Genomic DNA, 24,806 nt, shown 5'->3' with positions numbered 1-24,806 from the left:
TCGTCTCCCGGTCTAGAATCCTTCGAGCACGATCTTGCCCCGCACGCGCCCCGCCTCGATGACGGCATGGGCGCGGCGCAGGTTCTCGGCATTGATCCGGCCGTAGTTCTCTGGCGCCGCCGGGCGCAGCCTGCCGGCATCGATCAGCGCGGCGGCCTCGGTGAGGATCGCGTGCTGCCGTTCCATGTCGGCGGTGCGGAACATCGGCCGGGTGAACATCGCCTCCCAATGGATCGAGACGCTCTTGAACTTCACCAGCCGCAGGTCGAGCGGCTCCGGGTCGTCGATCAACCCGAATCGCCCCTGCGGCGCGATCAGCTTGGCGATCTCGGCCCAGACGGCGGCATCGGTATGGGTGGAGAAGACGTAGCGGACCGGGCCGAAGGGTTTCACCTGCGCCGCGAGTGGCTGGCTGTGGTCCACCACCTCATGCGCGCCGCATTCGCGGACCCAGGCGGCGCTCTCGGGGCGGGAGGCGGTGCCGATGATGCGCAGCCCGGTCAGCGCCCGGGCCAGGGCGATGGCGATGGAGGGCACGCCCCCGGCGCCGCCGAGCATCAGCAGCGCCTCGCCCGCGCCGCCGTCGCGCGGGATCTCCAGCCGGTCGAACAGCATCTCCCAAGCGGTCAGCGTGGTCAGCGGCAGGGCGGCGGCCGCCGCATGGGAGAGGGTCTCCGGCTTACGGCCGACGATCCGCTCGTCGACCAGCTGCAATTCGGCATTGGAGCCGGGCCGGTCGAGCACGCCGGCGTAGAAGACCGCATCGCCGGGGCGAAAGAGCGTGCAGCTTGGCCCCACCGCCTCGACGATGCCGGCGGCGTCGTAGCCCAGCACGCGCGGCGCCTCGGCCGAGGCGTCGAAGACGGCCCGGCTCTTCGCGTCGCGCGGATTGACCGAGACGGCCTCCACCCGGACCAGCAGGTCGCGCCCCTCGGGCTGGGGCGGGGCCGGCAGGTCGAGGTCCTGGAGCGAGCGCGGATCGCCGATCGGCAGGCCGCGCTCGGCATAGCCGACGGCCTTCATGCCGCGCCGCCCCGGAGCGGGCGGAAGAAGGCGGCGATCTCCTCGGCCAGCGCCGCCGGCTGCTCCATGGCGGCGAAATGCCCGCCGCGCTCCATCGGCGTCCAGCGGCGGATGTCGGTATAGGTCCGCTCGGCGATGCTGCGCGGCGGGCGGCGGATCTCCTTCGGGAAGGCGGCATAGCCCATGGGCACGTCGACGGTGCGCCCCTCTGGAATCGGCCAGGCTCCGTGCATCCGGGCGTAGTAGGGCCAGAAGGAGGCGCCGATGCAGCCGGTGAACCAGTAGAGGGCGATATTCGCCAGCAGCCGGTCGCGCGGATGGACGCTCTCCACGTCGCCGTCGCAATCCGACCAGGCGCGGAATTTCTCGACGATCCAGGCGGCGAGCCCGGCTGGGCTGTCGTTCAGCGCGAAGGCCAGGGTCTGCGGCTTCGTGCCCTGGATCCATTGGTAGCCGGTCTCTTCCCTCATCCAGTGATCGACCTCGGCGAGGTAGCGCCGCTCCTCCTCGCTGGGGTTCTCGGGCGGCTTCTGGTCGGGGCGGAGGGAGAGCAGGTTGAGGTGGATGCCGACCAGCTTCTCCGGATGCGCGACCCCGAGGCGGGAGGCGGTGAAGCCGCCCCAATCGCCGCCCTGCGCACCGAATCGCTCATAGCCCAGCACGCCGGTCATGAGATGGGCGAGGCAGTCCGCCACCGCCTCGATCGGGAAGCGCGGCTGGCCCGGCTTGAAGGAGAGGCTGTAGCCCGGCAGCGAGGGGACGACCACGGTGAAGGCATCCGCCGGGTCGCCGCCGAAATGCGCGGGGTCGGTCAGGCGCGGGATGATGTCGAGGAATTCGAAGACCGAGCCGGGCCAGCCATGCATCAGCAGCAGCGGCATCGGCGCCGGCCCTTGGCCCTGGACGTGCAGGTAATGCAGGTCGATCCCGTGCAGGGGGACGGTGAATTGCGGGAAGGCGTTCAGCCGAGCCTCGGCATGACGCCAGTTGAAGCCGCTTTGCCAATAGGCGAGCAGGCCGCCCAGATAATCGACATCGGTGCCGGTCGCCCAGGGCTCGCCAGGCGCCTGGTCGGGCAGCCGGGTCAGGGCGAGGCGGGCCTTCAGATCGGCGATGGCCTGGTCAGGGATCTCGAGCCGGAACGGGTGGGGGGTGGGGAGCATTGTTTCCTCCTCCGCCCAGGCGAGCGCGCGGGGCGCCGCGCGTCAAGCGACGAACGCTGCCCGATGCGTCGCGCCCGGCTTGACGGCGGTGCGGCGGCCACGGCCAATGCGCCCCAACGAACCGGGAAGGAGCACGCCATGCATCGCCGTCAAGTGATCGGGGCCACGGGCCTGCTGCTCGCCAGCCGCGCGGCGCGGGCGGAGGAGGAATGGCCTTCCCGCACGGTGACGATCGTGGTGCCCTTCGCCCCCGGCTCTTCGTCCGACATCATCGGCCGCGCCCTGGCGCAGGGGATGCAGCAGTCCCTCAGCAAGCCCGTGGTCGCCGAGAACCGGCCGGGCGCGACCGGCGAGGTCGGCGCGCGCGGCGTCATCCGCAGCGCGCCCGACGGCTACACGCTGATGCATGCGCCGATCAGCACCTGGGCGATCAATGTCGCGCTGCGGCCGAACCTCGCCTACGACCCCGTCACGCAGCTGACGCGCATCACCCAGACGGTGCGGACGCCGAACGTGCTGGTGGTGCATCCCGGCCAGGTGCCGGCGAAGACGCTGCCGGAACTGATTGCCTGGCTGAAGGGCAGTGGCGGCCGCGCCTCCTACTCCACCAGCGGCATCGGCTCGTCGGACCATCTGACGATGGAGATGTTCAAGCAGGCGACGGGCACCGAAGTGGCGCACGTCCCCTATGCCGGCGGCGGGCCGGCAACGACCGACCTGATCGCGGGCACGGTGCAGATGTCCTTCCAGAATCTCGGCTCCATCGCGCCGCAGATCAGGGACGGCCGGGTGCGGCCGATCATCATCACCAGCGAGGCGCGCAGCCCGTTGCTGCCGGAGGTGCCGACGGCGGGCGAGGCGGGGCTGCGCGACTTCGTCGTCTATTCCTGGCAGGGCTTCGGCGGGCCGGCGGGGATGCCGGCACCGCTGGTCGCCAAGGTGCATGCCGCCGCCATCGCCGCGCTGCGCGCGCCGCAGACCGAGTCGCGGCTGGCCGACCTTGGCTTCGAAGTGGTGGGCAATTCGCCGGAGCAGTTCGCCGCCTTCCAGCAGGCCGAAATCGCCCGCTGGAAGCGCGTGGTGACGCAGGGCGGGATCACCGCGGAATAGCGGAACCCTGCTGCGGCGCCTGGCGTCCGGCGGCGGCGCCGGCGAGCCAGCGGTCGCGGTAGCGGATGCGGAGGCGCCGCGGCGAGTGCGGCATCAGCCGCATCCCCTGCGCGGCGATGCGGTAGACAACACGGCGCAGGATGTCCTTCGGCAGCGAGCCGGCGACATAGTTGCGGCCCTCGCCGGCGCCGTAGCGGAAGGCGCGCTCGAGGATCCAGCCTTCCTCCATCTGCTCCGGGCGGATGATGTGGCGCAGGCGGGCCGAGGCCTCGAACCAGCCGCGATGCCCGGCCATCTCCAGCCGCCGCAGCAGCTCCGTCTCGCTGCCCATGGCGTAGAGCGGGTTGGTGCCGTCCGGCCCGACATGCTCGGCGAAGCGCGTGCCGGCGCGGAAGATATCGGCGCGAATCGCCATGTTGGGGCCGAAGATGTCAGCGAAACCGCAGGGCCCGCTCGGCCGCAGCTGCTGCGAATAGAGCATGCTGAACTCGACGACCTCTTCCGAAAGCCAGTCTGGCTTCGGCCGCGGCCATTCCGGCGCCACCGTGCCGCCGAACATGTCCGCCTCCGGATGCTCGTCGGCCGCGGCGAGCAGGCGGACCAGCCAGTCGGCATCCGGCAGCACGTCATCATCGGTGAAGACGGCGAGGCGGCCCTGCAATTCTGGCAGGGCCAGGTTCAGGGCGCGATTCTTGCCGGGCTTCGGGCAGGAGAGGATGGTCAGCGGCAGCCGCCCGGCAAAGCCCTCCAGCACGTCGAGGGTGCCGTCGCTGCTGCCGTTGTCGGTGACGACCAGCTTCCACCCGGCTTCCGGCGATTGCAGGCCGGTGAAGGCCTCCAGCACGCGCGGAATCGCGTGCGCGCGATTGCGCGTGGCGAAGAAGACGGTAAGGGCATGCTCGCTCATCGATGGGTCTTGCCGGCTTCGTCGGCGCGGGCGCCGATGTCAAGGGTCGGGATGACGGGCTCGCCGTCGCGGCGCAGCAGGGCGCGCAGCAGGCGGCCGGGCAGGCTGCGCTTCTTCTGCTCGCCCATCAGTGCCATGCGGGTGAAGCCGCGCGCATAGGCGAGGCGCCAGCGCAGCGCCAGCAGCGCCGTGCTGCTCGCCGGCAGCAGCGAGCTCGGCAGGGTGAGGGCCTCGACCACGAGGCGACGCGGCAGCTCGCGCCAAACCTGCTCCGGCGCGCCGAGGATGCGGCGCGTGGCGACCGTCGATGCGCCCTGCCAGTAGAGCCGGTCCAGCAGCCATTGCGGATTCAGACGCTTCGCCTGGATCTGATGGCGGACGACGATGCTGCTGTCGTACCAGGCGGAATAGCCGCGGTCCTGCAACCGCCAGCCGACCTGCACATCCTCGTCGGAAAGCAGCAGCTTGCCGACGCGGCCGAGCCGGTCGGCGAAGCCGCCCATCTCCAGCAGCGGCAGGCGCTGCACGATCATGTTGACACCGTAAGGCTCCAGCCCGGCCGGCACTTGCGGCGTGCGGAACTCGCCGGTGCCTTCCCATTCGATGATGGAGAGCACGCCGCGCAGGCTATCCGGCCACCAGCCCGGCAGCGGCGCCTCCCAAACCGGCAGCACGCGGCCGGCGAGCACGCCCGGCCACGGGTCGCGCTTCGCCGCGACCTGCTGGATCCGCTCGATCCAGTCCGGCATGGCCAGCGCGTCGTCATCGAGATAGGCGACGAAATCCGCCTCGCTCGCCTCGGCGCCCAGGTTGCGCGCGGCGCTGGCGCCGGGTCGATCCACGCGCAGCAGCCGTGCATTCGGCAGCGGGGCGACCAGCGCGGCGAGCTCCTCGCTGACCGCGGGCGCGGAGCAGCTATCGACCACGATGATGTCGAAGCCGTCCGGACCGACCGTCTGCTGGCGCAAGCTTTCGAGGCAGCTGCGCACGTAGTGCGGCCTATCATGCGTGACCAGGCAGGCGGTGACGCTCGGCACGCGGGCGGTGGGTGGCACCGCCGCCTCACCATGGTGTGTCGTTGTCATCCTGTCCTCGGTAATGACCGTATCCTGCATCCGCCACCATGTCCCGGAAGCCGCCGGAAAATAGGAGCGGAACACATGTAAAGGAAAGATCGTGCCGCCTCACGGTGCTGCGGTTGCGGTCACGTTGCGTTGCGTGCGCGGACCGGCCCGGAAACGCGCCAGAGTTGCACCAGTCTTGTGCATTTGTGGTCAAACCTTAGTGTGCATAACGAGACGTTTCTGCGTGAAGTTGCATGTCTCACGCCAATGGCATTACCCGAAGCCGGGAGCAGATGTGATTTTGCGCTGCGGCATAAGATCGGATCGGTATTGTATGGAAGACGTGCAGACGAGCGAGGCGCTTCCCGGGACGGCGCGGTTGTTGCCGCTCGCTGTCGACCTCGATGGGACGCTGCTGGCCACCGATACGCTGCATGAAGGATTGGTGGAGGCGCTGCTGCACAGCCCCACCGCCGTTCCCGGCCTGCTGCGCAGCCTGCCGGAGGGCCGTGCCGCCTTCAAGCGCCGCGTCAGCCAGCAGGCGCCCGCCGATGCCGCGGGGCTGCCGCTGCGCCAGCCCTTCCTCGACTGGTTGCGCGAGCAGCACAGCCTCGGCCGCGAGCTGCACCTCGTCACCGCCGCCGACCAGGCGATTGCCGATGCCATTGCGGCCCATGTCGGCCTTTTCCGCAGCGCGACGGGCAGCGATGGCACGCGCAACCTGCGCAGCGAGGAGAAGGCGGAATTCCTCCGCCGCTCCTTCCCCGAAGGCTTCGCCTATGCGGGCGACAGCCGGCACGACCTGCCCGTCTTCGCCGCCGCCACCGAGATCGTCCTGGTGAATGCCAGCCCGGCGACCGCCGCCGCGGCGCGCAGCATCAACCCCGCCGTCGCCGCTGAATTCCCGCCCGAGGGCTCGCGCCTCCGCACCTGGATCAGCGCGCTCCGCATCCATCAGTGGTCGAAAAACGTCCTGGTGCTGGTGCCGCTGCTGCTCGGCCACAAGCTGCACGACGCGACGGCCATCCTGCACTGCGTGCTGGGCATGCTCCTGCTGAGCCTCGCCGCCTCCGGCACCTACCTGCTGAACGACCTGGCCGACCTCAACTCGGACCGGCAGCACCGCAAGAAGCGGCACCGCGCCATCGCCTCGGGGCGCATCCGCCCGCTGCATGCGCTGGCCGTGGCGCTCGGCCTCATCACCTTCGCCCTGCTGGCGCCGCTGCTGTTCCGGCCGATGCTTTCCGTCGCCATCATCGGCTATTGCGGGCTGTCGCTGCTTTATTCCGGCGGCCTCAAGCGCATCGCGCTGATCGACACGCTGACCATCGCCGCGCTCTTCACCATGCGGCTCTCGCTCGGCATCGAACTCGCCGATGTTCCCTATTCGCCCTGGCTCGTCGCCTTCGCCGCCTTCTTCTTCTTCTCCCTGGCGCTGGCCAAGCGGCATTGCGAGCTGATGGAGGCGCGCGACGGCGGCGGCCTCGCCCGTCGCGGCTGGGAGGTGGAGGACTGGCCGCTGACGCTCGGCTTCGGCGCGGCGGCGGGGATCGGCGCCCTGCAGATCATGATCCTTTATGTCGCCAACGATGCGCTGCCCTCGCGCATGTACAACAATCCGGCCTGGCTCTATGTCGCGCCGGGCGCGGTCGCCATCTGGCTGATGCGAATCTGGCTGCTGGCCCATCGCCGGGAGTTGCAGCATGACCCGGTGGTCTTCGCCCTGCGCGATCCCTGGTCCTGGGGCATCGGCCTGGTCGCCGCCGTCGCCATCGTCCTGGCGCTGTAGGACAGGCCCCCATGCCCGATACGCTGACCGCGCAAGCGGCGACGCGCACCACCGCCTGGAAGCAGACGGCCCTGCAAGGCTGGGGCCGCTCCAGCCTCAGCCCCTGCCTCGCCGCGCGGCCGGAGCGGCTGCGCGAGCTGCGCGCCGCGCTCGAGGCGCCGGAGGGACGTACGCTCATCGCCCATGGCGGCGGGCGGAGCTATGGCGATGCGGCGCTCAACACCGATGGCGCCGTGGTCATCACCGGCCGGCTCGACCGCATCCTCGGCTTCGACCCGGCGACGGGCGAACTGGTGGCGGAGCCCGGCGTGACTTTCGCAGATCTGCTGGAGGTCTTCCTGCCGCGCGGCTTCGTCGCCCCGGTCTCGCCGGGCACCTCGCATGTGACGCTCGGCGGCGCGCTGGCGAATGACGTCCATGGCAAGAACCACCACCATGCGGGCAGCTTCGGCGAGCATGTGCTCTGGTTCGACCTGCTGCTGCCCGACGGGCGGATGCAGCGCGTCTCGCCGGAAAGCGACCCCGCCTTGTTCCAGGCAACGGTCGGCGGCATCGGCCTCACCGGCCTCGTCGCCGCGCTCTGCGTCCGGCTGATGCGCGTGCCCTCCAACGCGCTGGCGGTGCGCCGGCGGCGGGTGCGCGACCTCGACGATTTCCTTGCCGGCTTCGCGGCCGCGGCGGGCGCCACCTGGTCGGTCGGCTGGATCGATGCGCTGGCCGGCGGCGCCTCCCTCGGCCGCGGCGTGCTGGAGACGGCGGAGCCGGCCGAGTCGGGCCTCGAGGCCCGGCCGGCCAAGGCAAGGCGCTTTCCCATCGACGCACCGGGCTGGCTGCTGAACGGCGCCAGCGTGCGCGCCTTCAACGAAGTCTACTGGCGCCGCGTGCCGGCTTCCGGCCAGCAGGTGACGGTGCCCTACCGCCAGTTCCTTTACCCCCTCGATGCCATCGAGGGCTGGAACCGGATGTACGGCAGGCAGGGCTTCCGCCAGTTCCAATGCGTGGTGCCGCCCGGCCCCGGCGAGGCGGCGCTGCGCCAGCTGCTGGAGACGGTGGCGGCGGGCGGCAATGCATCCTTCCTCGCCGTGCTCAAGGTGATGGGGCCGCAGGGGCAGGGAATGCTTTCCTTCGGCATGCCCGGCTATTCGCTGGCCCTCGACATTCCCGCCCGGCCCGGCAGCGAGGCGATCTTCGCCCGGCTGGAGCGCATCACCCGCGATGCCGGCGGGCGCATCTACCTGGCGAAGGACAGCCTGCTTTCGGCCGAGGGCTTCGCCGCCATGTATCCGCGGGCGGACGAGTTCCGGGCAGTGCGGGAGCAGGTGGACCCGAACCGGCGCCTTTCATCCGATATGGCGCGGAGGATCGGGCTGTGAGCGACACCTGGCTGATCCTCGGCGCCTCCTCGGCCGTGGCGCGGGCCTTCGCGCGGGAGGCTGCTTCGCATGGCGCGGCGCTGCTGCTGGCCGGGCGCGACATGGAGGACCTGGAGCACCAGGCTGCCGACCTCTCCATCCGCTACGGCGTTCCGGCCCGGCCGATGCGCTTCGAGGCGCGGGACCTCGCCAGCCATGCCGGCTTCGTCGCCGAATGCCGCCAGCATGCGGCCAGCGGGTTGCTCAACGTCTTCCTCGCCTTCGGCGTCATGCCGGAGCAGGCGGAGGCGGATGCCGACCCGGCGGTCGCCGCCGGCATGGTGGAGGCCAATTTCACCGGCGCCGCCTCGGTGCTCGGCGCGCTCGGGCCGGTGCTGGAAGCGCAACGGGGCGGCACGGTCGTCGCCCTCGGCTCGGTCGCCGGCGACCGCGGGCGGAAGCGCAACTTCCTCTACGGCGCCACCAAGGCGGCGCTCTTGGTCTATCTGCAAGGCTATGCGGCGCGGCTCTCGGGGGCTGGCGTGCGGGTGCTTTGCATCAAGGCAGGGCCGGTCGACACGGGGATGACCTGGGCGCTGCCGCGGCTCCCCTTCATGGCGTCGCCCCGCCAGTTCGCCGCCGCGGCCTGGCGCCGGGCGGGGCGCGGCGGGGGCAGCGCCTACCTGCCGATCATCTGGTGGCCGGTGATGACCATCATCCGCCTGTTGCCGACGCCGATCTTTAACAAGCTGAACATCTGAAGGCTGGACATCTGACTTTCTGCACCGTCTGACGCTGGCTGCAGCTTCTCTAATATACCATTAACATACATGAAATACCGAGGACATGAATGGCGCAAGGCATGGCGCGGTTGAATCGCAGGGACCTTGATTCGCCCAGGCTGGGCTTGGCCAGCCGATGATCGGCGTGGCACGGCGGATTCTGCCCGCTTCCGGCTCCCCTGCCTGGGTGGCGGCGGAAACCCTCGCCTCGGCGGCCTTCTCGCTGGTCGGGCTGCTTTTCATCGCGCGGCTGATCGGGCCGGAGGCGGCAGGCATCGGCGCCATCGCGGCGAGTGCCTTCCTCACCATCGACTTCCCCATCGCCGCCCTCTTCGGCGACGCCTTGCTGCAGCGGCGGAACCTCGAGGAGCGGCACCGCTCCTCCGCCCTTTGGGTGACGATCGGCGTGGCGCTGATCGCCGTGCTCGGCCTTGGCCTCGCGGCGCCGCTGATCGCGCGCGCCATCGGCGCGCCTATCCTGACCGACATGATCCATGTGCTGGCCCTGCTGCTGCCCTTCTCCGCCGCCTCCGGGCTGATGGCGTCGCTGGCGCTACGGGCCCGGCACTACCGGCTGCTGGCGCAGCGGGTGCTGATCTGCCAACCCCTCTCGGTCGGGCTCGGGATGCTTGCCGCCGCCGCCGGATGGGGTCCCTGGGCGATGGTGGTGCAGCAGGCGGCGGCGACCTTCGGCGTCTTCCTCCTTCTCAGCCTGCTGTCCGGCTGGCGGCCACGGCTGATGCTGGACCGGGCGGCGATCAACGACCTTTGGCCGATCGCCGGGCCGCAGATCCTGGCGCTGCTGGTGCTGAACGGGCGCTACCGGATCTTCATCCTCGTCCTCGGCACCATGGTGGCGGAAACGGTGGTGGCGGTGACGCACATCGCCTTCCGCCTGCTCGATGTCTCCATGTCGGTGGTGAGCGGCGCTTCCGCCCGTCTCGCCATGCCGCGCCTTTCCGCCCTCCAGCATGACCGGGACGCCATGGCGCAATGCTACGGCGACTTGGCGCAGCTCCAGGCGTTGATCGGCCTGCCGATCGCGGTCGGCCTCGCCATCACCGCGCCGCAGCTCGTCACCCTGTTGATGGGCGGCCCCTGGGTTGCCGCCGCCGACCCCGCCCGGCTGGTGGCGCTGGCGGCGATACCGGCCTTCCTGATCGGCCCGGCGCCGGCGCTCTGGCTGGCGCTCGGGCGGACGCGGATGAACCTTATTACCCAGCTCATCGCCTTCGCCGTGCCGCTGCTGGCGCTGCTGGCGATGCGTCCAGCCGATGCCGCCGGGGCAGCCGTCTGCTGGGTGGGCGGGACGCTCGCCGTCGTGCCCTTGCAGCTGACCCTCGGCCTGCGCGCCCTAGAGCGGCCGCTGCGCTGGCTCTGTGCCCAGCTGGTGGTCCCGGTGGTGGCGACGCTCGCCATGGCGGCGGTCGCTATGCTGGTCGCGCAGCATGTGCAGGGCAAACCGGCACTGATGGCGATCTCCATGATCGGCGGCTGCGGCGCCACGACCTATGTGGCGATGCTGGCGCTCCTGCTCGGCGGCCGCTGGCCGCGGGCGCTGAGGGAGGCGTAGGGGGCATCATGGCCGGGGCCCCGACCCGGCCATCTTCCCCTAGATGAACTGGCCGCGGAGGAAGCCCAGCGCGGGGAGGGGGGTCCATTTCCGCGGCAACTCGGCCCGGGTGATGGGCGCCACGCTGTAATGCGGCACCGGCTGGCGGCTGCGGCGGAGGAAGTCCTCATAGGCTTTCACCTGCTGCGCCCGCCAGTCGCGGTCCGCGAGCGCCGCGGCGCGGCTCCGATAGACATCGGCTACGCGGTTGATGCGCCCGACCGTGGCGTAGACGGCCCAGAGACGATCATCGTCACGGCCGACGGGAAAAAGGTCCCTCACGCCCCATAGGTCGCAACCCGCTTGGCGCAGGTCAAGGGTTCAGCCCAGTTCGCGCCGACCTTCCTCAAGCTGTGTCCGCGCCTCCGCCGTCATCACCGGGTAGTGCAGGTCGAGCGATTCGAGGGTCTGCGCCAGCGCCTCCGCCACCACCAGCCGCGTGAACCACTTATGATCGGCGGGGACGACGTACCAGGGCGCGGCCGGTGTCGCGGTCGCGCGGATCGCCTTCTCATAGGCCTCCTGATAGGCGTCCCAATGCCGCCGCTCGGCGATATCGCCCATCTCGAATTTCCAGTTCTTCTCCGGCTCGTCGATCCGCTTGAGGAAGCGCCGGCGCTGCTCTTCCTTGCCGAGATGCAGGAAGAACTTCACCACCACCACGCCCTGCCGGCCGAGATAGCCCTCGAAGGCGGCGATGTCGGCCAGCCGCTCCTCCCAGATGCGCTTGGTGCGCAGCGCGGCGGGCAGCTTCTGCCGGTCCAGCACCTGGGCATGGACGCGGGCGATCAGCACCTCCTCATACCAGGAGCGGTTGTGGATGCCGATCTGCCCCCGCGCAGGCAGCGCCATCACATGCCGCCAGAGGAAGTCGTGGTCGAGCTCCACCGGCCCCGGCGCCTTGAAGCTGGTGGCATGGCAGCCCTGCGGATTGACGCCGGTGAAGACGTGCTTGACGGCGCCGTCCTTCCCTGCCGCGTCCATTGCCTGGAAAAGGCAGAGCACCGCCCAGCGGTCCTGCGCATAAAGCTTGTCTTGCAGCCCGGCGAGGCGCTCCACGCCCTCCTGCAACAGCCGGGCGGCCTCCTCCTTCTTCAGGTCGAGGCCGGCGGTATCGCCGGTTTCCCAATCCGCCAGGCGGAAGCCCTTACCCTGCTCCACCTGGTAGCGTTCAACCAGCTTGCGGCGCTGCTTGATGTCCATCGTCATTCTCCTCGGGGCAGGCGCAGGCGGATGCTGAGCGGGCAATGGTCGGAAAGGCGCTCGCGCCAGTCCCGCCCCTGCTCGGCATAGGCAAGGACGCGCAGGCTGTCCGGCACCAGCCAATCGCGCGCCCGGCCACCCAGCAGGATATGGTCGATGAAGGCCCGTCCGCCACGCGGCCCCGCCCAGCAGGGGTTGGAGACGCCCTCCGTCACGCGCGTGAGCGGGGCGGCCGCGCTGAGCCGGCCCCAGAGCGGCTCCTCCGGCCGTTCGAAGGCGCGGTTGAAGTCGCCGAGCAGGGCGAAGGCCACGCCTTCCCGCCGCCGCGCCGCGATCCAGCCGGCAAGGACCTCGCCCTGGCGCGCGAGCTGCTCGCAATCCCGGTCCTCCCGCTCCAGCCGCCCGCTGCTGCACCCGCTCTTCAGATGCAGCGAGAGCAGCCGCAGCCGCGCCCCGCCCGCCTCCACGGTGACATCCGCGCCACGCCGGAGCGAGCGCTGGGCCTCCGGGTTGAGGTCGAGCGCCTCGAGATCTGGGTTGCGGATGACGCGCAGGCCCCGCCGGATGGCGAAGCCGGAGCGCTGGAGGTCGTCCTCCTCCGGAAAGTAGAAGGCATAGGCCCGCGGATCGAGCACCTGCGCCGCCGCCTCCGGCCCATCGACCTCCTGCAAGGCGACGATATCGGCGTCCAGCCGCCGCGCATACTCGGCGAGCCGGGCGACGTCGCCGCTCTCCCGCGGCGCCCTGTCCCGCGGCAGCAGCGCCGTGCGGCTGGTGAGCCAGGCGATGTTCCAGCTCGCCAGCTTCAGCTCCGCCCCCAGGGCGAGGCCAGGGGCGAGGAGAAGCAGGGCAAGAATCAGGATGCGCATGGGAGGGAGCTTGCCGGGCCGCCGCCGGGGTGCCTAGCCTCCTGCATGACCCGGCCGCTCGTCGCCCTCGCCCTGTTGATCGCGCTCCCCGCCGCCCAGGCTCCGAAGGATGCGGCGACGCCGCTGCAGCGCATCGCAACCCTGCCCGCCGAGGCCGCCGGCTGGCGCCGCGCCAGTGTCACCGATTTCGAGGCGAGGCCGAACGGGGCCGGGCTCGGCGCCGCCGCCGAGTACCGCCCCTCGCCCGGCGGGCCCGGCGTCGCCACCCTCTACCTCTACGACCGCAGCCTCCCGGGCGGCGCGACCGCCGAGAGCCTGGCCGCCGAGTTCACCCAGGCGGTGCGCGAGGTCGAGATGCTTGGCCCCATGCGCCGCTACCGCATCGAGTCGCGCCAGCCCGGCCCGGTCATCACCCTGTCGTCCGGCGCCGAGGCGATGCGCTGCGAGGAATTCAGCCTCGCCTTCGACGGCGGCAGCCGGTCGGACAGCTATCTCTGCCTCGGCCTCTCGCGCCGTGCCTTCGTGAAGCTGCGGGTGAGCCTCCCGTCCGTCGTGCCGGCGGTGGAGGCACAGCAGCTCCGGATGCTCGGCGGCGAGTTGGCCGCGGCTATTCGATGAGGGAAGGAAACAGGATGCAGGACAACACGGCGCCGCTCACGGTGCGGCTCGACGGATTACGCGTGGCGATCAGCGCCGGCGCGGGCGGCATCGGCCGCGCCATGGCCGATGGTTTTGCGAGTTGCGGGGCGAAGGTCTTCCTCTGCGACGTCGATCAGGAAGCGCTGGCCGCCTCGCCCCACCCTTCCATGCTGGCCGACATGGAAAGCGTCGAGGGCTGCGAGGGCTTCGTCGATGCCGCCGTGGCCCATCTCGGCGGGCTCGACGTGCTGGTGAACAATGCCGGCATCGCCGGCCCCACCGCCCGCGTCGAGGACGTGACGCCGGAGGCACTGAGCCGCACGCTGAAGATCGACCTCGAGGCCATGTTCCATTGCGCCCGCCGCGCGGTGCCGGCGCTGCGCGCGGCGGGCGGTGGCTCCATCGTCAACCTCTCCTCGGCCGCCGGGCGCTTCGGCTTCCCCCTCCGCAGCCCCTATGCGGCGGCGAAATGGGGCGTCATCGGCTTCACCAAGTCCCTTGCCATCGAGCTTGGGCCGGAGCGAATCCGGGTGAACGCCATCCTCCCCGGCCTCGTCGCCGGCGACCGCATCCGCCGCGTCATCGAGGCCAAGGCCCAGGCGAACGGCCGCAGCTTCGCCGAGCAGGAGGCGGAGGCGCTGCGCGCCGTCTCGCTCCGCTGCTACGTCACGCCGCAGGACATCGCCAACATGGCGCTCTACCTCTGCTCGCCCTTCGGCGCGACGATCAGCGGCCAATCGCTCTCGGTCGACGGCGACATGCAGGTGCTGGCGTGAGCCTCGCACCCATCGCCTCCTTCGACGAGCTTTCGGTCGGCCAACGCTTCGACTTCGGGACGCTGGAGATGACCCGCGACGAGATTCTCGATTTCGGCCGCCGCTTCGACCCGCAGCCCTTCCATGTGGACGAGGCGGCGGCGGAGGAGGGGCCTTTCGGCGGCCTCATCGCCTCCGGCCTGCACACGCTCTCGGCCAGCTTCGCCACCATGATCCGCACCGGCGTGCTGGCGAAGGTCTCGATGGGCGGGGCAGGGATGGAGATCGCCTGGCCTGCCCCGGTGAGGCCCGGCGACACCCTGCACGTCACCGGCGTGGTGGAGGAGCTGACGCCGAGCCGCAGCAAGCCGGACCGCGGCGTGGCCAAGCTGCGCTTCACCGCGCACCGCGTCGCCGACGGGGCCAAGGTGCTGGACGTGCTGGGGACGGTGATCCTGCGGCGCTAGGTCTTGGCCCGCGCGATGATCCCCGTCGTCGAGCGCCCCGGCAGCAGGTCGAGCAGCACCACCTCGCCGCCGGCCGCCTCGACCTCGGCCGCGCCGACCACCGTCTCCTTCGTGTAGTCGCCGCCCTTCATCAGCACGTCGGGCAGCAGCAGGCGGATCAGCTCGATCGGCGTGTCCTCCTCGAAGGCGATCACCGCATCGACCGAGGCGAGGCCGGCGACGACCGCGGCACGATCGGCCAGCGGGTTCACCGGCCGCGTCGGCCCCTTCAGCCGCCGGACGCTCGCATCCGCGTTGAGCGCCACCACCAGCCGGTCGCAGCGCCGCCGCGCCGCACGCAGCGAGGCCACATGGCCGGCGTGGAGAATGTCGAAGACACCGTTGGTGAAGCCGACCCGCAGCCCATGCGCCCGCCACTCGGCGACCAGGCGCCGCGCCGCCTCCCGGTCGAGCAGCGCGCCCTCGTCCGGGGCAGAGCCGCTTTCGGCCCGCAGCGCATGGGTGAGCTCATCGACCCCGACCGTCGCCGTGCCGAGCTTGCCGACGACGATGCCGGCCGCCGCATTGGCGATGCGCATCGCCTCCTCCAGCGGCTGGCCGGAGGCATGGACCAGGGCGAGGGTTGCGATCACCGTGTCCCCGGCACCCGAAACGTCGAAGACCTCGCGCGCCAGGGCCGGAACGCTGCTGGCCCCGGCGCCGGCGCGGACCAGCACCATGCCATGCCCGGCCCGCGTGCAGAGCAGGGCGGCGAGCCCCGCCTCCGCCATCACCCGTTCGGCGGCCGCCACCACCTCCGCCTCGGTCCCGACCGGCATGCGGGTGGCCCGCGCCAGCTCCCGCGCATTGGGCTTCACGCAATCGGCGCCGCGATAGACACGGAAATCCTCGCTCTTCGGATCGACCAGCACGGGGATGCCCCGCGCCCGCGCCGCCGCGATGGCCTCGGCGATGACCGGGGGCGAGAGCACGCCCTTGGCATAGTCCGACAGGATCATCGCCTGGCAGCCGGGCAGGGCAGCCCGCACCGCCGCCAGCATCGCCTCGGCCTCCTCGGGCTCCGCCGCCCGCGTCGCCTCGTCGTCGACGCGCACCACCTGCTGGGTCCCGGCGATGATGCGCATCTTGCAGATGGTCGGACGCCCGGCGCTTTCCACCATCCGGTCCTCGATGCCGGGATCGGCGCCGAGCAGCGCCCGGAACTCCGCCCCGGCCGCATCCGGCCCGAGCAGCCCCACCAGCACCGCCCGGCCGCCGAGGGCGGTGATGTTGCGCGCGACGTTGCCGGCGCCGCCCGGCATCGCCATCAGCCGGCGCTGGCGCAGCACCGGCACCGGCGCCTCGGGCGAGATGCGCTCCACCTCGCCATAGAGGAAGCGGTCGAGCATGGCATCGCCGAGGACGAGGATGCGGAGGGCGCTGAAGTCGAGCATGGCAGGGGCATAATCCCCTGCCGCGCTTAAGAAAAGCAAACGGCGCGGGGGTTGGCCCCCGCGCCGCCGGCCTGCCGGACCCTGCCGAGAGGGATCAGGCGCTGTTCTTCATGATCTCGTCCGCCACGTTGCGCGGCACCGGATCGTAGTGGTGGAACTGCATCGAGAAGGACGCACGCCCCTTGGTCATGCCCCGCAGGTTGGAGATGTAGCCGAACATCTCCTTCAGCGGCACATGCGCGCGCACGATGACCGAGGTGCCGGCCATGTCCTGGCTCTGGATCACGCCACGGCGGCGGTTGAGGTCGCCCACCACGTCGCCGACATGATCCTGCGGCGTCGTCACCTCGACATCCATGATCGGCTCAAGGATGACCGGGCCGGCCTTCTTCATGCCCTCGCGGAAGCAAGCCTTGGCGGCGATCTCGAAGGCCAGGGCCGACGAGTCGACGTCGTGGTACTTGCCGTCCACCAGGCTGTACTTGAAGTCGACCGTCGGGAAGCCCGCGAGCACGCCGGTATCGGCCTGCACCTTGATGCCCTTGTCGACCGCCGGGATGTACTCCTTCGGCACCGCGCCGCCGACCACCGAGTTCGAGAACTCGATGCCGGTGTTCCGCTCCTTCGGCTCGAAGGTGATCTTCACCTCGGCGTACTGGCCCGAGCCGCCAGACTGCTTCTTGTGGGTGTAGGTCTCGGTGTGGCTCTTGGTGATCGTCTCGCGATAGGCCACCTGCGGCGCGCCGATATGGGCGTCGACGCCGTATTCCCGCCGCAGCCGGTCGATGATGATCTCGAGATGCAGCTCGCCCATGCCGGAGAGGATGGTCTGGCCGGTCTCCTGGTCGGTCTTGAGGCGCAGCGAGGGGTCCTCGCCGGCCAGCTTCTGCAGGCCGAGCGTCATCTTCTCGACGCCCTCCTTCGTCTTCGGCTCGACCGAGATGTCGATGACCGGGATCGGGAAGGCCATGCGCTCCAGCACCACCGGGTCCGCTTGGTCGGCCAGCGTGTCACCCGTGCCGGTGTCCTTCAGCCCGACGAAGGCGGCGATGTCGCCGGCGGTGACCTCCTTGATCTCCTCGCGCTTGTCGGCATGCATCTGGAACATGCGGCCGATGCGCTCGCGGTGGCCCTTGGTCGTGTTCATGACCATGTCGCCCTGCTTCAGCACGCCGGCATAGACGCGCACGAAGGTCAGGTTGCCGTACTTGTCGTTGATGATCTTGAAGGCGAGGCCAGCGAAGGGCAGCGTCTCGTCGGCCGGGATGATGCGGCGGTCGGCGGTCTCCTCCTCGCCTTCCTCGGCGGCGACCTTGATGCCGGGGATGTCGATCGGGCTCGGCAGGTAGTCGAGCACGCCGTCCAGCAGCGGCTGCACGCCCTTGTTCTTGAAGGCGGTGCCGCACATTACCGGGCGGAAGGTGCCGTCGATCGTGCCGCGCTTGATGGCGCGCTTCAGCGTCTCGACCGAAACGTCACCCTTCTCGAAATACTCCTCCATGCCGGCGTCGTCGACGCTCAGCGCGGTGTCGAGCAGGAGCTGGCGGTACTCGGCCGCCTTCTCCTTCAGATCCTCCGGGATCTCCTCGTCGTGGTAGGCGGCGCCGAGCTCGTCGCCCTCCCAGATGATCGCCTTCATCTCGACCAGGTCGACGACGCCCTTGAAGGTGTCCTCGATGCCGATCGGCAGCTGCAGGGCGATCCAGGTGATGCCGAGCTTCTCGGTCAGCGTCGCGGCCGCGCGGTAGAAGTCGGCGCCGGTGCGGTCGAGCTTGTTGATGAAGATCAGCCGGGGGACGTTGTAGCGGTCCGCCAAGCGCCAGTTGGTCTCGGACTGCGGCTGCACGCCCGCCACGCCCTCGATGATGAAGACGGCGCCGTCGAGCACGCGGAGCGACCGGTTGACCTCAATGTTGAAGTCGATGTGGCCGGGCGTGTCGATGATGTTGATCCGGTGGTCCTTCCACACAGCGGTCACGGCCGCGGAGGTGATGGTGATCCCCCGCTCGCGCTCCTGCTCCATGTAGTCGGTCGTGGTGTTGCCGTCATGGACCTCGCCGATCCGATGCGACTTGCCGGTGTAGTAGAGGATCCGCTCGGTCGTCGTGGTCTTGCCCGCGTCGATATGCGCGGTGATGCCGATATTGCGGATTCGGTCGAGCGGGGTGCGCGCCACGATGGGCCTCCATAGGCAAAAGCGGGCCCGGCCGCGGATATCTCTCCGCACCGCCCGCCGAGGTCTGACTCAATCGGTCTGGTATCGCGGGGGAGATGCCCCCTCCGGCCCGGTTTTGCAAGCGGGTTTCGAGCAAGGCGCCATTAACCGGATGACAATCACAAGGGCGTTACGAAACTCGATCGGTTCGAATTCCCGGGCCGCAGCATCGGACGCCATCATGCTGAACGCCTTTCGTCATGCCCGCCTGTCCTTGAAGGTCATGCTGCCCCTGGCCGTGATGGCTTCGGTGGCGCTGGGAGCCGGCGCTTTCGTCAGCCGCTCCCTGGTCACGCTCGATGCCGCCTATGCCAGCCTGCTCGCGCGGGAAAGCCAGGGCGCAACCCATGCCACCCGGGTCAACGTCACGATCGTCGACATGCCCCGCGCCCTCTGGCGGGCCTTCGCAGTGCCGGAGGCGGTGAACATCGCCCAGTCGGCCAAGGATCTGGAGGCCATCGGGTCGACCTTCGCGGAGCGTGCCGCGGCGCTGCGGGCGGCCGTGGCGGGAACGCCGCATGCCGCGACCCTCGCCGGCATCGAGCGCGAGTTCGAGGCCCTGCACGCAACCGGGCTGCGTGGCATCGCCATGCTGCAGGCGGGGCGCGGCGCCGAGGCGATGGCCCTGTTGCGGACGGAGTTTTTCACTCAGATCACCAAGCTGCGCGAAGAAAGCAGGGAGATGACGGCGTCCCTGCTCGCATCGGCCGCCGCGAAATCTGCGGCGCTGCGGGACGAGGCTCAATCCACCATCTGGACAGCCGTCACAGTCCTTGGCACTGGCATCCTGCTCAGCCTCGGCCTCGGCCTCTGGATGGCTCGCCTCACCGTGATCCAGCCCTTCGCCCGCCTCCAAGGCGCCATGCAGCGGCTGGCCGGCGGCGACCTCGCCACGCCGATCGACGATGCCGACCGCCGCGACGAGATCGGCAGCATGGCCCGTGCCCTCCAGGGCTTCGCCACCAGCCTGCAGCAGGCCGAGACACTGCGCGCTGGCCAGGAGGCCGCCAAGCAGCGGGCCGAGGAGGAGCGCAAGGCCGGCCTCGCCAGCCTCGCCTCCAGCCTTGAGACCAGCATCGGCGGCGTCACCGAGCACATCGCCTCGGCGGCGGCCGAGCTCAACGCCGCCGCGACATCCAAGGTCGCCATCGCTGACGGCACCAGCGAGCGGGCCGGCACGGTCAGCGGCGCCACGCAGGAAGCGAGCGGCAACGTCAACACCGTCGCCGCCGCGACCGAGGAACTGGCAGCCTCGGTTGCCGAGATCAGCCGGCAGGTGGCTGAAAGCGCGCGCATGGCGGCCAGCGCCGCCGACCAGGCCAACCGCACCGATGCGACGGTCGCCAACCTGAACGAGGCCGCGGCAAGGATCGGGGAGGTGACCCGGCTGATCGACAGCATCGCCGGCCAAACCAATCTGCTGGCGCTGAACGCGACGATCGAAGCGGCGCGGGCCGGCGAGGCTGGCAAGGGCTTCGCCGTGGTGGCGAGCGAGGTGAAGGCCCTGGCCAATCAGACGGCGCAGGCCACCGGAAACATCGCCGCCCAGATCCAGTCGATGCAGGCTGCCACCCGTCAGGCAACCACCGATATCGGCGTGATCCGCGACAGCATCGGCGCCATCAACGAGGTCACCGCGGCCATCGCCGCGGCGGTGGAGGAGCAAGGCGCCGCGACGCGGGACATCGCCCAGAATGTGCAGCAGGCGGCGGCCGGCACCGCGGCCATCGCCGGGGCCATCGACGGCGTTACCGCCGCAGCCGGCGAGACCGGCGGCGCCGCCAGCCAGGTGCAGGCAACCTCGGCCACCCTCGCCGAACAGGCGGAAACCCTCCGCCGCGCCCTGGGCGAAACCCTCGGGCGGCTCCGCGCCGCCTGAGGATGAGGACCGAGCCCGGCCGGATGCGATCATCCGGCTGGGAATGCCGGTTCAGCCGAGCAGCCTGGCCGTGATCCCCGCCACATGCCGGCCCTGGAAGCTCGCCATTTCCAGCTCATTGGCACTTAGCTGCCGCTCGCCCTTGCCGCCGGCGATGGTTGTCGCGCCATAGGGGCTGCCGCCGCTGACCTCGTCGAGCCGGGTCAGCCCCGATGCCGAATAGGGCAGGCCCACCACGACCATGCCGTGATGCAGGAACATGGTGTGCATCGCCATCAGGGTCGTTTCCTGGCCGCCATGCTGGCTGGCGGTGGAGGTGAAGCCGCTGGCGACCTTGCCGATGAGCGCGCCACGTGCCCAAAGCCCGCCCGTCTGGTCCCAGAATTGCGCCATCTGCGCCGCCATCCGTCCATAGCGGGTCGGGCAGCCGAGGATGATGGCGTCGTATTGGTCCAACTCCTGCGGCGAGGCTTCGGGCGCCGCTTGGTCGAGCTTCGCTCCGGCCTTCTCCAGCACGGGGCGCGGCGCGAGCTCCGGCACCCGCTTTACCGTCACCGTGGCGCCAGCACCGCGGGCGCCTTCGGCGACAGCCCCGGCCATGGTCTCCACATGGCCATACATGGAATAATAGAGCACCAGAATACGCGCCATCGGTCCCTCTCCGGCAGTCGCAATGACTGCGCTACGCAGCACCCGGCCGAGCGTTCCGCTACCAGATCAGGCGTTCCGTTTCCGTATCGGTGTAGAGGCGCCGGGCGAGATCGGCGTGGCCAGCCTCCGTCGCGTAATCCGCGGCGCTACGCCCCTCGCGGTCGCGCAGCGCCGGGTCGGCGCCGAATTCGAGAAGAAGGGCGATGGCATCCTGCTGCCCCGCCGCGGCTGCCTGCATCAGCGCCGTCGGTGCCTCGCGCGGGTCGCCCTCCGGCTCGCCCTGGCCGCCGCGTTCCAGCAGCAGCCGCAGCACGGTGAGATGGCCGAGCCGGGCCGCCAGCGCCACCGGGTCATCCGCCCGCCCGCCGCGCGGCGCGGCCAGGTCCGGCGCCGCATCGAGCAACGCGCCGACCGCCACCGCATCGCCCCGGCCGACCGCTGCGAGCAATTCCTCCCGCTCCGTCATGCCTGCCTCCCTCGCCGAAGCAGGCGAAACGCTCAGGACCCCCGGTAGGTTGTGTAGCCGAATGGCGAGCAGAGCAGCGGAACATGGTAATGCCCCTGGTTCGCCTCGAGCCGCACCCGCACCGGAACCACGTCATAGAAGCTTCGGCCCGCCGCGCGCCCCGCGAAATATGCGCCGATGCCGAAGCGCAGCTCGTGCAGCCCCGCGACGAACCCCGCCCCCTCCGGGTAGAAGGCCTCGGCATTCCGCCCATCCGCCATCGTCACCGTCCGCGCGACGAGCACCGGCACCGGCTCCAGCCGCCACAGCTCCACCGCGATGCCGGCGCCCGGCACCCCCTCCGCCGTGTTCAGCACATGCGTGCTGAGATACCCCGCCATCGGCCATTCCCCTTCGTTGCAGGGCGCGGTCTAGCACGGCTTGACGCCACCCTGCCGCCTGCGGTTTGTCCCCGGGCGAATGAGAAGGGATGGGACGATGAGCGAAGCGGTCGCGCCGAACCTGGTCGCCGCGGTAAGCGAGCAGCGCCAATGGGATCGGCTGATGCAGATGGCCCGCCTCGGCGCCATCACCGGCGCCGACGGCTCCCCCGGCGTCAACCGCCCCTGCCTCTCCCCCCTGGACCGCGAGGCCCGCCGCCTGCTCATCGCCTGGGGCGAATCGATCGGTCTCACCCCCTCCATCGACGCGCTGAACAACCTCTTCCTTCGCATGGAAGGCCGCGAGCCCGGCCTCGCCCCCGTGCTGACCGGCAGCCACATGGACAGCCAGCCGGCGGGCGGCCGGTTCGACGGCATCTGGGGCGTCCTCGCCGGGCTGGAGGCGATCCAGGCGATGCGCGAGGCCGGCATCACCCCCCGCCGCCCGATCGAGCTGGTCGCCTGGACCAATGAGGAGGGCGGCCGCTTCGCCCCCGGCTGCATGGGCAGCATGGCCTATGCCGGCCACAGCGCCGCCGACACCTGGGACGCGGTGGAGGATGGCGAGGGCATCCGCTTCGGCGACGCCCTCCGCGAGCAACTGGCGCTCGAGGCCGACCTCCCCCGCCGTCCCCTCGGCGTGGTCGAGGGCCGGGCCCCCCACGCCTATGTCGAGGCCCATATCGAGCAAGGCCCGCGGCTGGAGGCGGAGGGTCAGGACATCGGCATCGTCACCGGCATCCAGGGCAGCCGCTGGTTCCTGGTCGAGCTGCGCGGCGAGAGCGCCCATGCCGGCACCGCGCCCCTCTCCATGCGGCGCGACGCGGTGCAGGACATGCTCCGCGCCATCACCGCGCTGAACGCGCTGATGGACGACCCGACCGACATCCTCCGCTTCACCGTGGCGCGGATCGAGGTCCACCCCAACAGCTCCAACAGCGTGGCGGAGCGGGTGCGCTTCACCATCGATTTCCGCCACCCCTCGGCCACGGTGCTGACGGAGCGGGGCGACGCCATCGCGCCCACCATCCGCGCCGCCGTGCAGCACTGCGAGGTGACGGTGACGGAGCGCTTCCACGCCCTGCCGGTGGACTTCGCGCCGCAGGTGACGGAGGCGGTGGCGCGCGCCGCGGCGGCGCAGGGGCTGCGCGCGCTGCGCATGCCCTCGGGCGCATTTCACGACGCACAGTTCATGGTGCCGCTCTGCCCGAGCGGGATGATTTTCGTCCCGAGCCGCAAGGGCATCAGCCACAACCCGGCGGAGTATTCCTCGCCGGCCCAGCTGGCGGCGGGGGCCCGGGTGCTGGCGCAGGTGCTTCACGAGGTAGCGGAGGGGTAGGGGGAAGGTAACCCGGTTTAGTGTAATAAAACGCTACTATAGTATAATAAAAATGGCCAAACAGAAATGAATTTGCAGATTAATACCTTTCGCAACCATCATACATAGCGGCAAATCAATGTAAGAAAAAAATATGGAGGGGTAATTCCTGGAGATCAGGACCGGTTGGCTGTTTCCATGTTTCATTATCATGAACACGACTTCTACGCTGCGTGTCTCGCCGGTTATCGGCTCATCCTCTGTCCCGCAGCCGTCACCACCGAACACATTACTAAAGATGCTGTCGCACAACAAAGTGAGCGATGGTGTTGCGTAGGTGAACTGCACGTTAGGAAGCCAAGTGAGCCTACGAGAGACCCGACAATGTCCGATACCATACATCCCGCCGAACCAAAGTCATCTCCGCTGCGGAATGTAGTACGGCATGCTGCCCAGTATGTACCAGCCTTGGACGCGGTTTTGCGGGAGCGACATCTTCGCTACCGCATGCGTGCCGCTTTGGGATATGACCCCAATCTTTCTCAACCAGCGACTTTCAACGAAAAGCTTGGTTGGCGGATACTCCACGATAGGAATCCGCTGCTGGCGCTGACGACGGACAAGATCAATGCCCGCCGCTACGTCGTGGATCGCGTCGGAAATGACGTGCTCGTGCCGCTGCTCGGCATCTGGAGCCGCGCCGAGGACATCGAGTGGGAGAAATTGCCCAGCCGTTTCGTGCTCAAGGGCAGCCACGGCTGGAACATGAATCTGCTCGTCCATGACCGCACGGCGCTCGACATCCCCACCGCCGTCTCCCAAGCGAATGGCTGGCTGCGTCGCAATCATTATGAAACAGCTGGGGAATGGGCCTACCGTGATCTCACGCCGCGCCTCCTCGCTGAGGAGATGTTGCTGGACGCGGATGGCGGCATCCCAGCCGACCTGAAATTTTACGTCTTCCATGGGCGCGTCAGGCTGCTGCGTGTCCATATCGGGCGACATGGCCATCATCGGGCCAACAGCTATAACGAACGGCTCGAGCCGTGGTCGGTCCGGCAGGCGCACGAACCCGATCTCGGCTATGTACTCCCCCCGGAAACACAGGACGCCCTGCGCCTGGCGGAGCAGATCGGCGGGGAGTTCGACTTTGCGCGCGTCGATCTGTACTGCGTGGGTGGCCGGGTGTTTTTCGGCGAGATCACCCATTATGACGGCAACGCGTGTTCGCCCTTCAGCCCCGCCGGCTTAGACCGGGTGATAGGCGACTACTGGACCCTGCCGTCCAGCCATCGCAGCGCCTCCTCAACGGCCATCGTCTCACGCTGAACTACGATCTGGCTGATACACCTGGGCGGGTTCTCCCAACGGAAATCCCCCCTTACGGGCGCCAGCGAGGTACGATTCCCAACCATCCCAAGCTTGCGCAGAGGTTCATCGCTGGCACCTGCCGAAGCGGGACACAGTTCGTCAAACCCCGCTACAACGGTGGAGGCGGCGAGCGGACGGCGGTCACCATGAACACCGACGCCCGCTTGGCCTTGGCGGCGATCCATCAGGCCATCGCTGTCTTCGTCCTTGCCGCCGCTACCGTCCCGCGCCGGGCCGCCCAACGAAGCGAGTGCGCCCGCCGAAGCTGGCACCTGGCAGGGGTGTCCGGCAGTCGAGCCGGCTCACCAGCGCCTCCTCG

23 protein-coding genes are annotated in these 24,806 nt (G+C 69.8%); 11 read left to right on the top strand and 12 right to left on the bottom strand.

The features are described 5' to 3' along the window. Positions 1–12: 12 nt before the first annotated feature. Positions 13–1,023, bottom strand: a complete 1,011-nt coding sequence (locus LH62_RS24410) for a zinc-binding alcohol dehydrogenase family protein (protein WP_043364699.1) — start codon at positions 1,021–1,023, stop codon at positions 13–15. Continuing rightward, positions 1,020–2,186 (bottom strand): epoxide hydrolase family protein, encoded by a 1,167-nt coding sequence (locus tag LH62_RS24405; protein ID WP_043364698.1) that lies wholly within the window; start codon positions 2,184–2,186, stop codon positions 1,020–1,022. Before LH62_RS24405 ends, LH62_RS24410 begins: the two co-directional genes overlap by 4 nt. A gap of 138 nt (positions 2,187–2,324) precedes the next feature. On the opposite strand from LH62_RS24405, the gene LH62_RS24400 reads away from it, so the two are divergent. Beyond that, the gene (locus tag LH62_RS24400) at positions 2,325–3,296 is read left to right on the top strand and encodes a tripartite tricarboxylate transporter substrate binding protein (protein ID WP_043364697.1); all 972 of its coding nucleotides are present in this window, start codon (positions 2,325–2,327) and stop codon (positions 3,294–3,296) included. Here the strand turns inward: LH62_RS24400 and LH62_RS24395 are convergent. Next, positions 3,283–4,203, bottom strand: a complete 921-nt coding sequence (locus tag LH62_RS24395; RefSeq protein WP_052214874.1) for a glycosyltransferase family A protein — start codon at positions 4,201–4,203, stop codon at positions 3,283–3,285. The two genes, LH62_RS24400 and LH62_RS24395, sit on opposite strands and share 14 nt — an antisense overlap. After that, positions 4,200–5,288, bottom strand: a complete 1,089-nt coding sequence (locus LH62_RS24390) for a glycosyltransferase family 2 protein (protein WP_160299884.1) — start codon at positions 5,286–5,288, stop codon at positions 4,200–4,202. The genes LH62_RS24395 and LH62_RS24390 overlap by 4 nt, the downstream gene beginning before the upstream one ends. Positions 5,289–5,601: 313 nt before the next feature. Between LH62_RS24390 and LH62_RS24385 the strand changes: the two genes are divergently transcribed. The 4 genes from LH62_RS24385 (at position 5,602) to LH62_RS24370 (ending at position 10,763) form a co-directional block, all read left to right on the top strand. Continuing rightward, positions 5,602–7,056 carry a UbiA family prenyltransferase gene (locus tag LH62_RS24385; protein ID WP_043364695.1) on the top strand — a complete coding sequence of 485 codons (1,455 nt, stop codon included), beginning with the start codon at positions 5,602–5,604 and terminating at the stop codon, positions 7,054–7,056. An 11-nt stretch (positions 7,057–7,067) separates the two neighbouring features. Continuing rightward, positions 7,068–8,429 (top strand): FAD-binding oxidoreductase, encoded by a 1,362-nt coding sequence (locus tag LH62_RS24380; RefSeq protein ID WP_052214873.1) that lies wholly within the window; start codon positions 7,068–7,070, stop codon positions 8,427–8,429. Beyond that, positions 8,426–9,169: an SDR family NAD(P)-dependent oxidoreductase gene (locus LH62_RS24375; protein WP_043364694.1), complete on the top strand. Its 744-nt coding sequence runs from the start codon at positions 8,426–8,428 to the stop codon at positions 9,167–9,169. Before LH62_RS24380 ends, LH62_RS24375 begins: the two co-directional genes overlap by 4 nt. Before the next feature lie 166 nt (positions 9,170–9,335). Beyond that, positions 9,336–10,763, top strand: a complete 1,428-nt coding sequence (locus LH62_RS24370; RefSeq protein ID WP_160299883.1) for an oligosaccharide flippase family protein — start codon at positions 9,336–9,338, stop codon at positions 10,761–10,763. Between the two features lie 39 nt (positions 10,764–10,802). Here LH62_RS24370 and LH62_RS24365 read toward each other — a convergent pair whose 3' ends face one another. From LH62_RS24365 to LH62_RS24355, 3 genes are read right to left on the bottom strand one after another with little or no spacing between them, the layout of a single operon-like run. Next, positions 10,803–11,084, bottom strand: a complete 282-nt coding sequence (locus LH62_RS24365) for a hypothetical protein (RefSeq protein WP_043364692.1) — start codon at positions 11,082–11,084, stop codon at positions 10,803–10,805. A 39-nt stretch (positions 11,085–11,123) separates the two neighbouring features. Beyond that, positions 11,124–12,011 carry a polyphosphate kinase 2 family protein gene (locus LH62_RS24360; RefSeq protein ID WP_043364691.1) on the bottom strand — a complete coding sequence of 296 codons (888 nt, stop codon included), beginning with the start codon at positions 12,009–12,011 and terminating at the stop codon, positions 11,124–11,126. Continuing rightward, entirely contained in the window at positions 12,008–12,874 is an 867-nt protein-coding gene (locus tag LH62_RS24355) for an endonuclease/exonuclease/phosphatase family protein (protein WP_043364690.1), read from the bottom strand. Before LH62_RS24355 ends, LH62_RS24360 begins: the two co-directional genes overlap by 4 nt. 45 nt (positions 12,875–12,919) lie before the next feature. On the opposite strand from LH62_RS24355, the gene LH62_RS24350 reads away from it, so the two are divergent. Genes LH62_RS24350 through LH62_RS24340 form a run of 3 tightly spaced genes read left to right on the top strand, consistent with a single transcriptional unit; the run spans position 12,920 to position 14,735 of the window. Further along, complete coding sequence (locus tag LH62_RS24350; RefSeq protein ID WP_043364689.1) at positions 12,920–13,492, top strand: hypothetical protein; 573 nt, start codon at positions 12,920–12,922, stop codon at positions 13,490–13,492. A 14-nt stretch (positions 13,493–13,506) separates the two neighbouring features. Further along, the gene (locus LH62_RS24345; protein ID WP_043364688.1) at positions 13,507–14,289 is read left to right on the top strand and encodes an SDR family oxidoreductase; all 783 of its coding nucleotides are present in this window, start codon (positions 13,507–13,509) and stop codon (positions 14,287–14,289) included. Next, complete coding sequence (locus LH62_RS24340; protein WP_201445578.1) at positions 14,286–14,735, top strand: MaoC family dehydratase; 450 nt, start codon at positions 14,286–14,288, stop codon at positions 14,733–14,735. The genes LH62_RS24345 and LH62_RS24340 overlap by 4 nt, the downstream gene beginning before the upstream one ends. Here the strand turns inward: LH62_RS24340 and rfaE1 are convergent. Next, positions 14,732–16,168 carry a D-glycero-beta-D-manno-heptose-7-phosphate kinase gene (gene rfaE1 / locus LH62_RS24335; protein WP_043364687.1) on the bottom strand — a complete coding sequence of 479 codons (1,437 nt, stop codon included), beginning with the start codon at positions 16,166–16,168 and terminating at the stop codon, positions 14,732–14,734. The two genes, LH62_RS24340 and rfaE1, sit on opposite strands and share 4 nt — an antisense overlap. Before the next feature lie 94 nt (positions 16,169–16,262). Beyond that, on the bottom strand, positions 16,263–18,344 hold the full coding sequence (fusA, locus tag LH62_RS24330; RefSeq protein WP_043364686.1) for an elongation factor G: 2,082 nt from the start codon (positions 18,342–18,344) through the stop codon (positions 16,263–16,265). Between the two features lie 220 nt (positions 18,345–18,564). Here fusA and LH62_RS32550 point away from each other — a divergent pair, with 220 nt between their 5' ends. Next, a complete protein-coding gene (locus LH62_RS32550) occupies positions 18,565–20,262 on the top strand; it encodes a methyl-accepting chemotaxis protein (RefSeq protein WP_052214871.1) in 1,698 nt (565 codons plus the stop codon). A 51-nt stretch (positions 20,263–20,313) separates the two neighbouring features. On the opposite strand, the gene wrbA is transcribed toward LH62_RS32550, so the two are convergent. Genes wrbA through uraH form a run of 3 tightly spaced genes read right to left on the bottom strand, consistent with a single transcriptional unit; the run spans position 20,314 to position 21,759 of the window. Continuing rightward, positions 20,314–20,913 carry an NAD(P)H:quinone oxidoreductase gene (gene wrbA / locus LH62_RS24320; protein WP_043364685.1) on the bottom strand — a complete coding sequence of 200 codons (600 nt, stop codon included), beginning with the start codon at positions 20,911–20,913 and terminating at the stop codon, positions 20,314–20,316. Positions 20,914–20,971: 58 nt separating this feature from the next. After that, entirely contained in the window at positions 20,972–21,379 is a 408-nt protein-coding gene (locus tag LH62_RS24315) for an ankyrin repeat domain-containing protein (protein WP_052214870.1), read from the bottom strand. Between the two features lie 32 nt (positions 21,380–21,411). After that, the gene (gene uraH, locus LH62_RS24310) at positions 21,412–21,759 is read right to left on the bottom strand and encodes a hydroxyisourate hydrolase (protein ID WP_043364684.1); all 348 of its coding nucleotides are present in this window, start codon (positions 21,757–21,759) and stop codon (positions 21,412–21,414) included. A 97-nt stretch (positions 21,760–21,856) separates the two neighbouring features. Between uraH and LH62_RS24305 the strand changes: the two genes are divergently transcribed. Further along, positions 21,857–23,137: a M20 family metallo-hydrolase gene (locus LH62_RS24305; protein WP_043364683.1), complete on the top strand. Its 1,281-nt coding sequence runs from the start codon at positions 21,857–21,859 to the stop codon at positions 23,135–23,137. Positions 23,138–23,584: 447 nt separating this feature from the next. Further along, complete coding sequence (locus LH62_RS29560) at positions 23,585–24,445, top strand: ATP-grasp fold amidoligase family protein (protein WP_160299882.1); 861 nt, start codon at positions 23,585–23,587, stop codon at positions 24,443–24,445. Positions 24,446–24,806: the final 361 nt, after the last annotated feature.

The organism is Belnapia sp. F-4-1, from assembly GCF_000802185.1.
Lineage (GTDB): Bacteria > Pseudomonadota > Alphaproteobacteria > Acetobacterales > Acetobacteraceae > Belnapia.
The sequence above is the reverse complement of the archived record's forward strand: the minus strand, read 5'-3'. Positions and strand labels throughout refer to the sequence as shown.